Genomic DNA, 14,149 nt, shown 5'->3' with positions numbered 1-14,149 from the left:
TAATTAAAAAAGTGGGGATGGGCATCGCCTCACTCAAAAACGGTCAATCATCTCTGAAGGTGAAAGACAAGAAGCCTACAGCGTAATCTTTGATTCGGTGTAGGAGTATGTCACTTTCGGTTACCTATAGTCAACTTCTAGGTTCTGCAAACGCTCGTAGCCTTGGTATTTCCGTCAATGGTGGTCCTACCTTCCCTACCACTCCTGGTGATTCTGGTACAGTCACAGTTAACTATTCTAATGACAACCTAGTGGGCACTTCCTTTGATTTTTTCGCTCTTAACGATGACGACACCGTTAGATTTAGACTTGTAGATGCTACTTTTGAAGCTATTCCCGAGCCTCTAACTATTTTAGGTACTGGGTTTGCTGTAGCGGCTCTTCCTGCTTTGAAAAAAGCCCATAAAAAAGCCCAAAAATAATCATTAATAATCAGTTCATGTTAGATGGGGTTCTCTTCAGAGGAGAACTTTTTTTATTTTTACTTAGTTAAGCTATAATATTATATTTTATGTCTAAAAGTAAATAGAATAGAAACAGTGCGTAAAATTATCATTGCAGGTAACTGGAAAATGTACAAAACCCAGTCAGAAGCCCTGGAGTTTTGGCAAGTATTTAAATCTAAAATCACAGAGTGTAGCGCCAATAAAGAGGTAGTCTTGTGTGTGCCTTTTACCTGTCTAAGCTTTCTTAGTAAATATGTAGATAACTCAGGGGTGCAAATAGGAGCACAGAATATCCACTGGGAGGATATGGGAGCATATACTGGGGAAATATCAGGAGGAATGCTCAAGGAAATAGGGGTTAAATACGTTATCGTTGGTCACAGCGAGCGTCGTCAATATTTTGCAGATACCAATGAAACGGTTAATTTTCGTCTGTTAGCAGCCCAAAGACATGGTTTAACTCCTATTCTCTGTATTGGAGAAACTAAAGCCCAGCGAGACGCGGGCGAAACAGAAAACATCATTATTAATCAAATCAAAAAAGGTTTAGTCGATACAGATCAAGATAACCTCGTCATAGCTTATGAGCCTATTTGGGCGATTGGTACAGGTGATACCTGTGAAACAGAAGAAGCCAATCGCATTATTGGTTTAATTCGTTCACAGTTAAGTAATAAAGATGTGACTATTCAATATGGTGGATCAGTTAAACCGAGTAACATCGATGAAATCATGGCTCAGTCTGAAATAGACGGTGTTTTAGTTGGTGGTGCTAGTTTAGATCCTGTGGGATTTGCGCGCATAGTTAACTATACTAATCCTTAAAGTAGTCATAGGGAGTGAAATTAAGCTCTGCAATCAGGCTCTGCGTAGCTTCATTCCGATTCTGAGAACCAGCGCCTTAAAAAGGCGCTAGGGAACACCCATCAGCATCAGTGCTCTAGTAAGAAACTACTCTAAACTCCAAATACAACAGATATTTACACGTTTAGGGGTATCTTTGAGTCCCTCTCTGGATTTTCCCCTAATCCTAAGAGTAGGGTGTTCACTGCTTCAATCATTTCTGCTTCCGTCACAACAGGCTGGGCTTCTGTAATTAATCGAGGGTTCGATGGGGTTAAGGTCATGAGATTAGATAAGGAATCTTAATATGATAATGATTCTTATTATCATATATTACCCCAGTTTAGTCAAATTAAATTATGCTTGGTAAAACTTTCACAGACAAAACCTCTAGTTTCCCATCTTTGCCAATCTATAATAGTTAAAGGTGTAACGCGATGGCAGGAAGGTTTAATCACTTGAGATAACAAAGCCCAGACAAGGCTTCTGGTGATATCTAGACTAGTTTTTAACCACGTTTCTTGATTACCGGGAGTACCATAGGTAGGAGCAATATCTAATTCTAGAGCGATTCCTTGGGAATAAAAGAGAATTTTAGCCAACCAGAGAGCGCGAGGTAGATGACTACTAGAGGTGATCAATTTAACCTTATGTACTCCCCAATCTTGTAGAATAGGAATACTAGAGAAAAAATTACCAAAAGTAGAATCAGCGCATCTTTCTAAGACTACATTATTTTTGGGTGCTTGTTTAGCCTCAAAGATTAACCAAATACAAGGATCATCTGAACCAGTAGAGATAAGAATAGGTATTTCTGGTTGAGTTATAGCTAAGTCTGCTACATAGATTTCTCGATAAATACTCCCTCCTAATACCAAGATTCCATCAACAGGATGATTAAGATTGGTAGGTAAGTAAAAAATTAGCTTACTTAACAAACTCAGACAGAGAATACCTAAACCCACCCCTACTAGCTTAAGCAGGAATATCTTTGAGTACTTCTTTAGCAACAGCGATAGTTTGTTTAACATCTTCCTCGGTATGAGCTAAGGAAGTAAAACCAGCTTCAAACTGTGAAGGTGCTAGATAAACCCCTTTTTCTAACATACCTCGATGAAAACGACCGAATTTAGAGGCATCAGAAGTTTTAGCATCTTCGTAGTTATGTACTATTTGATTAGTAAAAAACATCCCAAACATACCGCTAATATTACCACCTGTGACCGCGTGACCTGTTTCTTGCGCTACTGTGAGTAACCCCTCGATTAATTGTTTAGTGATTGCTTCTAAATAAGCATAAGTTCCAGGTTTTTGTAGAAGTTCGAGGGTTTTAATTCCCGCAGTCATAGCTAAAGGATTACCAGAGAGAGTGCCAGCTTGATACATTGGTCCAGCCGGAGATACTAAAGACATAATCTCAGCTTTACCACCGTAGGCACCTACTGGTAAACCACCTCCAATAACTTTACCGAGAGTAGTTAGATCTGGAGTTACGTTAAATTTTTCTTGTGCTCCACCGTAGGCGATCCGAAAACCCGTCATTACCTCATCAAAAACCAATAAAGCACCACTTTCTCTAGTTAGCACTCGTAATCCTTCTAAAAAGCCCGCTTCTGGTGGAATAAAACCAGCATTACCTACTACTGGTTCGAGGATAACTCCCGCTATTTCCCCTGGATTTTGGGCAAAAAGTGCTTTTACCGCTTCTAAATCGTTGTAGGGAGCTGTGAGAGTGTTATTAGTGGTGGTTTTAGGGACACCTGGTGAGTCGGGTAAACCGAGAGTTGCTACTCCTGAGCCTGCTTTGACAAGGAACATATCAGCGTGACCGTGGTAACATCCCTCGAATTTAATGATTTTATCTCTGCCTGTATAAGCTCGCATTAAACGTAAAACCGACATACAAGCTTCTGTACCAGAGTTGACAAAACGTACCATTTCAATACTAGGTACTGCGTCAATCACCATTTCGGCGAGAATATTTTCTTGTACACAAGGTGCACCAAAACTTGTACCTTTGTCTAAAGCTTCTTTAAGGGCGTTAATTACTTCAGGATGAGTATGACCACAGATAGCAGGTCCCCATGTGCCTATATAATCGATATACTGGTTACCATCTATATCCCAGATATAAGCTCCTTTGACGCGATCGAAGACTATGGGTTGTCCTCCTACGGATTTAAAAGCTCTCACTGGAGAGCTTACTCCACCTGGCATTAATTTTTGTGCAGCGGTGAAAATTTCTTCTGATTTAGTGGTGTTGAAGGAGTTTGTTGAAACCAATTGCTTTTCCTCTACTGTACTTTTTTTAGGGTAAGATAATTTCGCAACACTTTAAAAATTTCTTTCGCTAGTTTGATCTAATCGTAACTGATTGAATAGTTGAGATGGGGGTTGTCTGTTACTGTTGTTTAGCCTTTGTTCCTCAGTAACTAGCTGGGTTTGGGGATTAGTTAGACTACTCAGGGTTTTTAAGTTTAATTCTTGTACTTCGCTAGCTAAATTAATACCTTCAACTAAAGCTGGTGTAGCTAGAGATTCTGGGGGTTGTAGGTTTGATTTTAGTTGTACTGGTTTGGTTAAGTTGATACCTAGTAAGCCACTACTAATTATAGTGATGATTAACGAGGCTATCCCCAAAGGTTTTTTGAATATAGCAAGAGCTTGAGTTACTGGTTGCTCTGATATGGTAGTAACAACTTGATGATGCCAGATTTCTATTTCTTCTGAATTGTAACTATTGTCTTGAGGGATAATCGCCATATTTTGCCTTGAAAAACTGTTTTTAGGCGGTTGAGATGGCTTTTGACACTGATATCTGTTTATTTCTGCTTCAATTTCTAGGTCTAGACTACTTAAAGCTATTTTGACCCTGGGATGAATTGGCGATCGCTTGGTCATCAGAAAAATAATTTTAAAACCCTGTTCTTAACGATAGCATAGAAAGGGTTTACACTGAAAGCGCTAGTAATAGTAACCTTAAATGAGGGATTTTGCTTCTATTAACCATTGTTGTACTAATTCTACAGGAGGACATAAATCTTTACGCTGCATAGTTGCCACTTGCATTCTCAGAATTTGTTGACGTAAGCGATTAACTGGTGTTTGACTTAATTGTGAAACAGAAATAATACCACTGTGTAATAATAATCCTGCGTAAGTACATCCTACGCTAGGAATTCGGGCTAAATCGGCTAATGCTATCCATTTGCGTAGATAACGATATTCTATTTTTAATTCCCTAGCTAAAGCTTCTTGATGTTGTTGATTTCTGGTTTTGCTTAATAAGTCTTGGGTTGTTTCGATTCCTTGAGTTTGTAAAAGATTTACTTCTGTTGGTTTTATTCCTGGAATAGTTGCAATTGACCAAAAAGTTGCTTTACTCATTTAGTTATCAAGGTCATAATCTTGTCTCCCTCTACTATAGTATTGTTACCTCTAGGGATAACTGCTATAGCGTTGGTTTGTGCTAGGTTAATTAGGTTACCCGAGTTTTGACTACCTGAAGCTAGTTTAAATTGATAAACTCCCTGATGGATATTTAATCTACCCCAAACATAGGTTTCACGATCGCTTGTACTTTTAAGGGTTTGTAAATTTTCTGCTGCTAACCATTGGGGTATCCAGGGTTGTTGCTTTCCTGAAAGTTTAGCGATCGCCGGTTGGACAAAACGCCAACAACTTACCAAAGCTGAGACGGGATTTCCTGGTATGCCAAAATAGACACAACCTTGAGGAAATTTAGCTACGGTTAGGGGTTTACCTGGTTTAACCGCAACGCTACTGATTGCTATTTTTGCTCCTAATTCTTTGAGGATTTGTTCTACATAATCATAACTCCCTACTGAAACTCCTCCTGTGGATAAGACTATGTCTGCTACTTCAATAGCTTGACTAATTTTATCGCGCAATTCCTCGGGGTTATCTGGTACTATACCTAGGGGTATGGGAATTGCTCCTTGACTCAAGACAAAAGCGTAGAGAGCATATTGATTAGAGTCGATGATTTTTCCTGGTTGTAATGGTTGACTGGGGTTGACTAACTCGTCTCCTGTAGAGAGAATAGCTACTTTAGGACGTCTTTTTACGGGGATGTCTATAACTTGTATTGTTGCTAACACAGCTATTTCGGCTGCAGAAAGAGTTATTCCTTCTTTGAGTAGGGGGTTTCCTGGTTGATAATATTCTCCTTTTTTTCTAACGAAGGCTTGAGGTGCTTTTGGTGCTTTTAGAATTACTAAGCGATCGCCTTGACGTTGAGTATATTCTTGCATTATAATAGTATCTGCTCCTGGTGGAAGCATTCCCCCGGTGTATATTCTAGCTGCTTCTCCTTGAGAGATAGTTTTTTGAGGTACTTTTCCCGCGGGGATTTCTGCAACTATGGTTAAGTTAAGGGGTGGGTTAGTTACGTCTTCGTAACGCACCGCATAACCATCCATCGCTGAGTTATCCCAATAGGGGAAGTCTAGATCACTTTTAATTGCTGTGGCGAGAATTCGCGTAACAGCGTTATGTAAATCTACTGTTTCGGTATCAGTGACGGGTTGAATTAAGTCTAAAATTATTGTTTCGGCTTGATTTACTGAAATCATGTTCTATTATGCTATAATCACGCTCACGGTTTAATTCCTCAACAATTTTAATAATTTCTGTATTATCGGTGGGTTGAATTATTTTAGGTTGGGTTGGCATTGTGGGGTTTTGAACATAGATAGATTCTGCTTTCTTGTCAGGAAAAAGATGCTCAATGAAGAAGTCAACGGTAGTTTGTTTGAGCCAACCTTTTAAAACAGCGATCGCGCCAAATTTTAACCAATGAATCTTTTGTTCTTGTAGAATTATGGCGATTTGTTCTTCAGTTAACAATCTAGCTTCTTTTAAATAATATCCTATAGGCAGCTTTTGAGATTCGCTCATTTGTTCACACCAAGTTTGGGCGAAGAAATCGGCTGTTTCTTGTTTAATCCAACCTCGTAGAGCTAAAATTTCTCCTAAATGTAGATTATATTCTTGTTGGTCTTGTAAAGCTATTTCTATTTGAGCAGATGAGACTAAATCAGCTTCTAGGAGTATTTCTCCTATGCGTTTACGTTTAACAGTGGTGATAGCAAAATGAAAATAATCATCAGGTATAACTATATGGGGTTCGGAAGCTATAATTTCATATTTAGACATTGTCAGAGTATTCCTTCTAAATCTAGGACAAAATCAATTAATAAGTTTTCACCAGATAGCTGACTAGGATAATTTAAAAGTTCAGGAGACTCACCTTGACGGTAAATTTCTACTGTTTTACTAGTAGGATCAATTAACCAACCTAAAACTGCTCCATTATCTTGAGATTCTTTCATTTTATCCCGTAATTCTTTAAGACTATCAGAAGGAGAACGTAACTCTATCACCAAATCAGGACAAATCGGGGGAAAAGTTCGTTTTTGTGCTTCTGATAATAAATTCCAACGGGTTAAACTAATCCAAGCTGCATCAGGTGAACGAAAAGAACCACCAGGAAGCTGAAACATTGTCGAAGAATAAAAAACCACACCTGTACCATTTTGTCTAGCCCAAAGGGTTAATTGAGTGGTCAGCCAACTATTTCTGATACCACTTTCTCCACCTGTCGGTGTCATTACAACCAAGTTTCCTGTAGCAGTAAGTTCTAATTTCAAACTAGGGTTATTGTAACATAATTGCTGAAAATCTTCTGTATTTAATTTAATAGGTCCTAGATTAAGAGTAACCATACTTAGAGATATAATGACTAGAACAATTTATGGGATGATTGACTAAATTAACTAAAACTATAGCTAGATAATGAGTCAAGATCGTATTCCTATATTAGACCTCACCCAACAGTATCAGCAATTGCAGTCAGAAATAGATACAGCGATCGCCAAGGTCTTAGCTTCGGGACAATTTATTCTCGGTCCTGAAGTTAAGGAGTTTGAAACCGAAATCGCCCAATATCTCGGAGTAAAATACGCCATTGGGGTAAATTCGGGAACGGATGCTTTAATGATTGGGATGCGATCCCTAGGAATAGGTCCAGGAGATGAAGTAATTACTACTCCTTTTTCTTTTGTAGCTACTGCAGAATCAATCAGTAACATTGGGGCTAAACCTGTTTTTGTAGATATTAACCCAGAGACATTTAACATCAATCCTCAAGCCATTAAAGAGCAAATTACCCCAAAAACTAAAGCAATTATGCCCGTACATTTGTACGGTCGTCCTGTTGCTATGGCTGAGATTGTGGACTTAGCTAAAGAATATAATTTAAAAATAATCGAAGATTGTGCACAAGCTTTTGGCGCTAGATATCAGGGTAAATGTTTAGAATGTCAACAACAATGTACAACAACAACTAGAGAGCCGCTCGCTGGTCAGTATGTAGGTACAATAGGAGATGTAGGGGCGTTTTCTTTTTTCCCAACTAAAAATCTGGGCGCTTATGGAGATGGAGGGTTAATCGTTACTAATGATCCTGAGGTGGCAGAATTAGCCTCAATGTTACGCACCCATGGTAGCAAACATAGATATCATAACGAACTCTTGGGTTATAACTCTCGACTAGATAGTTTACAAGCAACTATTCTCAGAGTCAAATTACCCCACGTCCAAACCTGGAATCAACAAAGATATCAAGTCGCGCAAACCTATAATAATTTATTACAAGAGATACCAGAGATTATCACTCCTCAATTAATCGATGGTCACGTTTTCCATCAATATACAATTCGCATTACCAACGGAAAAAGAGACCAAGTACAAGCAGAATTAGCAGCGAAAGGGATTAGTTCAGTAGTTTATTATCCCATCCCCCAAAATAGGTTACCAGTTTACGCCGGACAATACCCTGACTATTCTGTGAGTGATTTATCAGCTAGTCAAGTTCTCAGTTTACCAATTTGGCCCGAAATTAGCACAGAAAAGATCGAGACTATCGTTAAAGCGTTATGTGAGATAATCTTGTCAGAAAAACTCAACTGACGGTTAAACAATAAAAGAAAAATGTTCAATAAACGTTCTGTATTAGCTTTAATCTTAGTGGTAGTCACAACTCTGTTAGTGAGTTGCAGTAGTGGTCAAGTCAATACCCCACCACCTACCTATACCCTAGAGAAAATAGAAAGTATCCAAAAATTTGTTACACCGATTGAATCAGCGCGTCAAGATTTGAGTAAATTAAAACGACTCATCGATGAACAAGACTGGATAGACACCAGAAGCTTTATTCATGGACCTTTAGGTCAATTGCGTCGTGATCTGAGTTATTTAAGTCGGGAATTACTCCCCCAAGATCAAAAACAAGCTACTCAGTTAATTAAAGACTTGTTTAGTGATTTTGAAGAATTAGACGCAGAAGCAAAAGCCAAAAATCCTAGTCTCGCTTTACAGAGGTATAATGATGCAGTAGGTCATTTTGACGCTTTCTTGCGCTTAATACCTAAATCTGAACCAATTAGTTAATCATGAGTAGTGTTGCAGTAATTGGATGTGGAGTAATTGGCGCGGCGATCGCCTACGAATTGAGTAAACATGATTATCAAGTTACTCTCATTGACCAAAAACAACCTGGCGCTGGTGCAACTGGTGCCGCTTTGGGTATAATGATGGGGATAATTAGTCATAAGTTCAAGGGTAGAGCTTGGCAATTACGTTACTCCAGTCTGCAACTCTATGATACTTGGATACCAGAATTAGAGTCTCTTACTGGTTTAAAGATTCCCTATCATCGTCAAGGTATTCTTAAACTAACTAGTAATGAGTCAGAGTTAGCTAAATGGCAACAATTAGTCAAAATTAGACAAGAACAGGGTTTAAATCTGGAAATCTGGGATTTAGACCAAATTAAGCGACGTTGTCCTCAAATAGATATAAACAGAAATGAGATACTCGCGTCTCTTTATTCTCCCGACGATCGACAGGTTAACCCCTCTATCCTTACCCAAGCTTTAGTTAACGCTGCAATCTCTCGTGGTGTTCATTGTCTATTTGAGGTTAAAGTAGATGAGTTAATCACTACTAGTCCTTCTCACTGTGGACAGATTCGCACCTCTAGAGGTATTTTAGATGTAGATTGGGTGATTGTGGCTGCGGGAATTGGTTCAACACCTTTGGTTAAATCTCTGACTATTCGTCCAGTGTTAGGACAAGCAATACAACTCAAGTTACCCCACAGTCTAGGAGACTTTGAACCGATTATAACAGGAGATGATGTTCATATCGTTCCCCTAGGAAATGGTGAATATTGGTTAGGGGCTACGGTAGAATTTAGCTTAGGAGAAAATCAAGAAATTATCCCTGATTCTAGTCTCTTAGAGATGGTTAAAAATAAGGCGATCGCCTTTTGTCCTAATTTAGCCCCAGGAGAAATACAAAATATTTGGTATGGATTACGTCCTCGTCCTGAAAATCAACCTGCTCCTGTGATTGAAAACCTTACGGGTTATAATAATGTCTTATTAGCCACAGGACATTATCGTAATGGAGTTATGTTAGCACCGGCTACAGCTAAAGCGGTTTTAGAGAGTTTAGAGAACAAAAATATCCCTCCTCAATTTGAAAAGTAGAGTTCGGTGTTCGGAGTTTAGAGTTATCATGCTACATTTCTTTCCCTCTTCCCTATATAGGGCTTGCTGAATAAATCTCAAACTTTGATTTGCTATGGGTTTAAAGTAGTTTTCTGTTCAAAAAAGTGAAAGATTTTCTAATGTATTATGCCAAAAAAGTTTATTTATGTCTTTTACTTACTTAAGTAGTATAAATATTGGCTTCCTCTTACCTTATCTCATTTTTATTGTCAATGACCTGAAATTGAGGGAAGTTTTGGAAGTTGTTGTACAGTTTTTCTACCCAAGCGCCAATTTTCCACAACACCATTACTAAAAACTAAACGCAGAGTCAGAGTTTGTTCGGGAAGTTGTGCAATTACATCTTTAAATTCAGTTAAATCAAAGCGATTACCACCAAAGCTACACTCAACAGGTGATGGAATAGTAGCGGGAGTAGAAGATTGTTCAAGATAAAAAGGATTAAAAAAAGGATCATCAAAAGGATTATTGAGAAAAGTTGGGATACGTTGGGATGGACTAATTCTGCGGGGATTAGCCAATGTTCTCGCAATTTCGTGGTTTAAAGTCAATAAAACCTCATCACCATCAAGTATAATTAACTCACTTAAATAAGCTTCCTCAGTACCTAAAGTCAGATTAGGTAAACAATAACGTACAATCACCTGTAAGATATTTTGCTCAGGAATATCACCCCAAAGGGTAATCACGCTAAAGTTATTATTACTAGGGAGAAAATCTCTATCTTTGATAAGATAAGCCCTATCGCCATTAATATCTTCTATAGTAAAAATCTCACTAAAAGGAGCATCTCTAATCTCTGTGAGTACAAAAGGGTCTAAAGGTGCTACCTGATCTTGAGTGTTTTGAGCTAAAACTGGTATAGTAATAGGAATTAAGCTAAAAGCTAGTAAGCATAGTTGCTGAAAATTATTCATTAGTAAAATTGTCAATGATTGCGTCAGTTGATCGATTATTAATATATCCCATTAAATCCTTAGATAGCGTTAAGGTTGATAAAGTTAAGGTTTTATCTAGTGGAGCATTAGCAGGCGATCGCCAATTAGCTATTTTTGACCAAGAGGGTAACTTTGTCAATGGGAAACGTCAACCAAAGATTCATCAATTACGTACCAGATTTACTCTCAATAATCAAACTATCTATTTAGGAGAAGAACAATCTTTTCACCTAGATAGAGACAGAGATAAACTAGAATCTTGTTTAAGTGAATACTTTGGGTTTACTGTACAAATAAGAGAAAATCCAGATACAGGTTTCCCCGATGATACCATCTCACCAGGACCAACGATTATCAGTAAGGCTACTTTAGAAACAATAGCTTCATGGTATGAAAATCTTTCTGTAGAAGAAGTCCGCGCTAGATTTCGCGCTAATATTGAAATTACTGGAGTTCCTCCTTTTTGGGAAGATACCCTGATTGGAAAATCATTTCTGATTGGATTGGTAGAAGTAAGTGGAATCAATCCCTGTCAACGTTGTGTTGTGGTTACTAGGGATTCACAGACAGGAGAAGTTTACAGTAATTTTCAGAAGATTTTTACAACCAACAGAAAAAATAATTTACCAGCATACGTAGATACAACACACTTTAACCACTTTTTCCGACTAGCAATCAATACCCGTATAGCAGAGAATCAAGTAAATAAAACCATTGCTTTAGGTGATTTAGTTAAATTATAATATCCTATTTTTTTCCTGTAACTGTAAACGGATTTGATTATGGAAATCTCGAGTAATAGGGTAAAAGCGCGCTAAAATTAAACCGCAAACTAAAAATATTGCAGGTAAAATAGAAACAACTATTCTAATCGCTAATAACGCGCTAGGAGGTTGTATTGGTATATCTCCTCCTGGTGTTTGTTCGATAAATCCCGCTAATTCTAACATTACTCCTACTAAAAATAAGGCTAAAGCTAAACAGACTTTTTGCGTAAGCACCATAAAACTATAATAAATCCCTTCTCGTCTTTTTCCTGTTCTTAATTCGTCTAACTCAATCACGTCTGGTAACATTGACCAAGGTACTAAAGAAGCTACAGATACACCGCAACCAGCGAGAATAGCTAAGATATAGAGTAGGTTATATTGTTCAGGTTGAATTAACCATAACCCCGATTGGGCGATAATCCAGATACTAACTCCTAGATAATAAACCATTTTTTTACCATAGCGATCGCTTACTTGTTTCCAGACAAACAGCATTAATAACGCTGTACCCTGTACTTCTAGTGCAACTCTAGGAAAATCCGCAGAAGGTAACCCCATCCAACTAACCACAAAATAAATCAAAATCGAACCAGTTAACTGTACACTTAACCAAGAAAAAAGATATATTCCGATCACGTATAAAAAAGGTCGATTTTCTAAAACTGTTTTAACTTGTTGAGCAAAACTTAAACTCGCTTCAGTTGTATGTAAAGGGTTATTTTCTAGACGTAAATGAGACTCTAAAGGTGCAAAAATCATCGTTACCCCAAACAGGGTTAATTCTAAGGTAACAATCCCAATGATAAGCATAATTAATCTAGGTTGTTGAGTAATTAAACCAACGGCGATCGCCCCTATTCCCAGTATAATTACACCTATCCCCACTATCTTTTTTTGTTGTTGGTTTAAAATAGGTCTTTTTGCTCTTTCGGGTACTCTTAAACCACACCACAATATAGCTATAATCGAGATTATGCCACAGATTAAGCCCAAGGCTGAATATTGTTGTTGAGGATCATCAGGGTATTGTTGAAAGATTAACCCTGCTAGAATCAGAGAGAATATCCCCCCACCAAGAGAAAAACTCATCCGAAAACTATTAAGACTGGTACGTTCGTTATAATCTCTAGTTAGATCAGGAGTTAATGCGCCATAGGGGAGATTAACTACAGTATAGAAGGTATTAAATAATAAAGCAATAACCACATAGTACCAAAATAACTGCATAATCTTGTCAAAATCAGGTACTATCCAATGGAAAAAAAACATTACCCCAAAAGGAATCGCACCCCCTAATATCCAGGGTAAACGACGTCCCCATCTTGAGGTAGTGCGATCGCTTAAGATACCAATTACAGGATCATTAATAGCATCATAGATTTTCCCAATTGCTAAAATCATCCCCGCTAATCCCGCGGGTATTCCTGCTACATTAGTAAAAAAGAATAACAGAAAAAATATTAATAAATTAGCTGCAATAGCTGGACCAAAATCACCAGCACCAAAGGCTAATTTTGTGGTAAAATATAGCCTTTCTTTAGAGTCATTCATGCAATTAAAGCACCACCACAACTAGATCCACTTCCTGCTGTACAACCATAACAGTATTTAGCGGTTTTGATTTCGTCAATTATATCTAAGTTTCCCGCGGTTAGCAAATCTTTTACTGTTAATTTTTGACCATTTTTACTCACAGCTGGGATATTTTCCATTTGATTAAAATCACAGTCATAAATATTGCCCAAGTAATCTACTGACAACTGATTACGACACATAAGATTACCAACTGTATCCTGGTTATGGTGGGTTTCTAAAAACTGGAGATATTCTTGATAAATTTCTTGTTTTTCTAGTTGTATTTTAACTCTTCCTATTGGTAAATTAGTTATGGTAAATAAGTTATTAAAGCTCAGATTATACTCTTGTTTTAGATAGTTTTGATAATCTTCTTGCAACTTTAATTGATTAGGAGTCAAACTAAAATTATTATCTCTAGGAATTGGGGGATTATAGACTAAATCCAAGATTAAATCTGGTTTGATTCCATAACCTAACTCATTTAAAATAGTTATAGCTTGAATTGATTGTTGATAGACACCTTTACCCCTTTGTTTATCTACATTATCTTCTAAATAACAGGGTAGAGAAGCAATTACTCTTAGTTTATTTGCAGCGAAATAATTAGGTAAATATTCCCATCCCGACTCAAAGAAAATAGTTAAATTAGACCTTACTATTACTTCTTTGTTAGCTTGAACAGCGCTTTCTACTAAGTCATGAAACCCATAGTTGATTTCTGGTGCTCCTCCCGTTAAATCGACAGTTTTAATCTGAGGAAATCTAGTAATTAATTGCTGTAATTCTTGACATATTTCTGGTGATAATTCTTCTGTTCTCAAAGGACTAGATTCTACATGACAATGATTACAAGCAAGGTTACATTTTTTTCCTAAATTGATTTGTAAAGTAGTTATTTTCTTCTTAGTTAAAGGTTGACCTATTTTTTGAACAAAAGGAGTAATATCTGTTGAAAAATTAACCATCATTAAATTTAT

15 protein-coding genes and 1 pseudogene are annotated in these 14,149 nt (G+C 37.5%); 6 read left to right on the top strand and 10 right to left on the bottom strand.

What is annotated here, in order from left to right:
- Nucleotides 1-107: 107 nt before the first annotated feature.
- Together EA365_11470 and EA365_11465 are read left to right on the top strand one after the other, a co-directional pair.
- Nucleotides 108-422: a PEP-CTERM sorting domain-containing protein gene (locus EA365_11470; protein ID TVQ43949.1), complete on the top strand. Its 315-nt coding sequence runs from the start codon at nt 108-110 to the stop codon at nt 420-422.
- Between the two features lie 117 nt (nt 423-539).
- Complete coding sequence (locus tag EA365_11465) at nt 540-1,271, top strand: triose-phosphate isomerase (GenBank protein ID TVQ43948.1); 732 nt, start codon at nt 540-542, stop codon at nt 1,269-1,271.
- Nucleotides 1,272-1,636: 365 nt separating this feature from the next.
- Here EA365_11465 and EA365_11460 read toward each other — a convergent pair whose 3' ends face one another.
- From EA365_11460 to EA365_11430, 7 genes and pseudogenes are all read right to left on the bottom strand, one after another.
- Entirely contained in the window at nt 1,637-2,320 is a 684-nt protein-coding gene (locus EA365_11460) for a YdcF family protein (protein ID TVQ43947.1), read from the bottom strand.
- Entirely contained in the window at nt 2,265-3,572 is a 1,308-nt protein-coding gene (hemL, locus tag EA365_11455; protein ID TVQ43946.1) for a glutamate-1-semialdehyde-2,1-aminomutase, read from the bottom strand. Before hemL ends, EA365_11460 begins: the two co-directional genes overlap by 56 nt.
- A gap of 51 nt (nt 3,573-3,623) precedes the next feature.
- Complete coding sequence (locus tag EA365_11450; protein TVQ43945.1) at nt 3,624-4,052, bottom strand: hypothetical protein; 429 nt, start codon at nt 4,050-4,052, stop codon at nt 3,624-3,626.
- 216 nt (nt 4,053-4,268) lie between these two features.
- Nucleotides 4,269-4,676, bottom strand: a complete 408-nt coding sequence (locus EA365_11445) for a DUF4332 domain-containing protein (GenBank protein TVQ43944.1) — start codon at nt 4,674-4,676, stop codon at nt 4,269-4,271.
- The gene (locus tag EA365_11440) at nt 4,673-5,884 is read right to left on the bottom strand and encodes a molybdopterin molybdenumtransferase MoeA (protein ID TVQ43943.1); all 1,212 of its coding nucleotides are present in this window, start codon (nt 5,882-5,884) and stop codon (nt 4,673-4,675) included. The genes EA365_11445 and EA365_11440 overlap by 4 nt, the downstream gene beginning before the upstream one ends.
- Before the next feature lie 142 nt (nt 5,885-6,026).
- Nucleotides 6,027-6,467: pseudogene (locus EA365_11435) on the bottom strand (hypothetical protein).
- A 2-nt stretch (nt 6,468-6,469) separates the two neighbouring features.
- Nucleotides 6,470-7,036 (bottom strand): Uma2 family endonuclease, encoded by a 567-nt coding sequence (locus tag EA365_11430; protein ID TVQ43942.1) that lies wholly within the window; start codon nt 7,034-7,036, stop codon nt 6,470-6,472.
- 70 nt (nt 7,037-7,106) lie between these two features.
- On the opposite strand from EA365_11430, the gene EA365_11425 reads away from it, so the two are divergent.
- Genes EA365_11425 through EA365_11415 form a run of 3 tightly spaced genes read left to right on the top strand, consistent with a single transcriptional unit; the run spans nt 7,107 to nt 9,865 of the window.
- Nucleotides 7,107-8,282 carry a DegT/DnrJ/EryC1/StrS family aminotransferase gene (locus EA365_11425; protein ID TVQ43941.1) on the top strand — a complete coding sequence of 392 codons (1,176 nt, stop codon included), beginning with the start codon at nt 7,107-7,109 and terminating at the stop codon, nt 8,280-8,282.
- 21 nt (nt 8,283-8,303) lie between these two features.
- Complete coding sequence (gene psbQ, locus EA365_11420) at nt 8,304-8,762, top strand: photosystem II protein PsbQ (protein TVQ43940.1); 459 nt, start codon at nt 8,304-8,306, stop codon at nt 8,760-8,762.
- A 2-nt stretch (nt 8,763-8,764) separates the two neighbouring features.
- Nucleotides 8,765-9,865, top strand: a complete 1,101-nt coding sequence (locus EA365_11415) for an FAD-binding oxidoreductase (GenBank protein ID TVQ43939.1) — start codon at nt 8,765-8,767, stop codon at nt 9,863-9,865.
- Between the two features lie 230 nt (nt 9,866-10,095).
- Here the strand turns inward: EA365_11415 and EA365_11410 are convergent, their stop codons facing one another.
- On the bottom strand, nt 10,096-10,803 hold the full coding sequence (locus EA365_11410; protein ID TVQ43938.1) for a hypothetical protein: 708 nt from the start codon (nt 10,801-10,803) through the stop codon (nt 10,096-10,098).
- Between the two features lie 14 nt (nt 10,804-10,817).
- On the opposite strand from EA365_11410, the gene EA365_11405 reads away from it, so the two are divergent.
- Nucleotides 10,818-11,567 carry an MOSC domain-containing protein gene (locus tag EA365_11405; protein ID TVQ43937.1) on the top strand — a complete coding sequence of 250 codons (750 nt, stop codon included), beginning with the start codon at nt 10,818-10,820 and terminating at the stop codon, nt 11,565-11,567.
- Here EA365_11405 and EA365_11400 read toward each other — a convergent pair.
- Both EA365_11400 and EA365_11395 read right to left on the bottom strand, forming a co-directional pair.
- Nucleotides 11,562-13,145, bottom strand: coding sequence for an MFS transporter (locus EA365_11400; protein TVQ43936.1), 1,584 nt, complete (start codon nt 13,143-13,145; stop codon nt 11,562-11,564). The two genes, EA365_11405 and EA365_11400, sit on opposite strands and share 6 nt — an antisense overlap.
- The gene (locus EA365_11395; protein ID TVQ43935.1) at nt 13,142-14,137 is read right to left on the bottom strand and encodes a radical SAM/Cys-rich domain protein; all 996 of its coding nucleotides are present in this window, start codon (nt 14,135-14,137) and stop codon (nt 13,142-13,144) included. Before EA365_11395 ends, EA365_11400 begins: the two co-directional genes overlap by 4 nt.
- Nucleotides 14,138-14,149: the final 12 nt, after the last annotated feature.

Origin of the sequence: Gloeocapsa sp. DLM2.Bin57 (genome assembly GCA_007693955.1) — a bacterium.
Lineage (GTDB): Bacteria > Cyanobacteriota > Cyanobacteriia > Cyanobacteriales > Gloeocapsaceae > Gloeocapsa.
Note: the sequence above shows the minus strand (reverse complement) of the source record. Positions and strands in the feature narration are given on the sequence as shown.

Bases quoted from the DNA above. Each gene is read 5' to 3' on its own strand.
- EA365_11470 (TVQ43949.1), top strand. From the start codon at position 108: ATGTCACTTTCGGTTACCTATAGTCAACTTCTAGGTTCTGCAAACGCT.
- EA365_11460 (TVQ43947.1), bottom strand. From the start codon at position 2,320: ATGTTAAACAAACTATCGCTGTTGCTAAAGAAGTACTCAAAGATATTC.
- EA365_11450 (TVQ43945.1), bottom strand. From the start codon at position 4,052: ATGGCGATTATCCCTCAAGACAATAGTTACAATTCAGAAGAAATAGAA.
- EA365_11445 (TVQ43944.1), bottom strand. From the start codon at position 4,676: ATGAGTAAAGCAACTTTTTGGTCAATTGCAACTATTCCAGGAATAAAA.
- EA365_11440 (TVQ43943.1), bottom strand. From the start codon at position 5,884: ATGATTTCAGTAAATCAAGCCGAAACAATAATTTTAGACTTAATTCAA.
- EA365_11430 (TVQ43942.1), bottom strand. From the start codon at position 7,036: ATGGTTACTCTTAATCTAGGACCTATTAAATTAAATACAGAAGATTTT.
- EA365_11425 (TVQ43941.1), top strand. From the start codon at position 7,107: ATGAGTCAAGATCGTATTCCTATATTAGACCTCACCCAACAGTATCAG.
- psbQ (TVQ43940.1), top strand. From the start codon at position 8,304: ATGTTCAATAAACGTTCTGTATTAGCTTTAATCTTAGTGGTAGTCACA.
- EA365_11415 (TVQ43939.1), top strand. From the start codon at position 8,765: ATGAGTAGTGTTGCAGTAATTGGATGTGGAGTAATTGGCGCGGCGATC.
- EA365_11410 (TVQ43938.1), bottom strand. From the start codon at position 10,803: ATGAATAATTTTCAGCAACTATGCTTACTAGCTTTTAGCTTAATTCCT.
- EA365_11405 (TVQ43937.1), top strand. From the start codon at position 10,818: ATGATTGCGTCAGTTGATCGATTATTAATATATCCCATTAAATCCTTA.
- EA365_11400 (TVQ43936.1), bottom strand. From the start codon at position 13,145: ATGAATGACTCTAAAGAAAGGCTATATTTTACCACAAAATTAGCCTTT.
- EA365_11395 (TVQ43935.1), bottom strand. From the start codon at position 14,137: ATGGTTAATTTTTCAACAGATATTACTCCTTTTGTTCAAAAAATAGGT.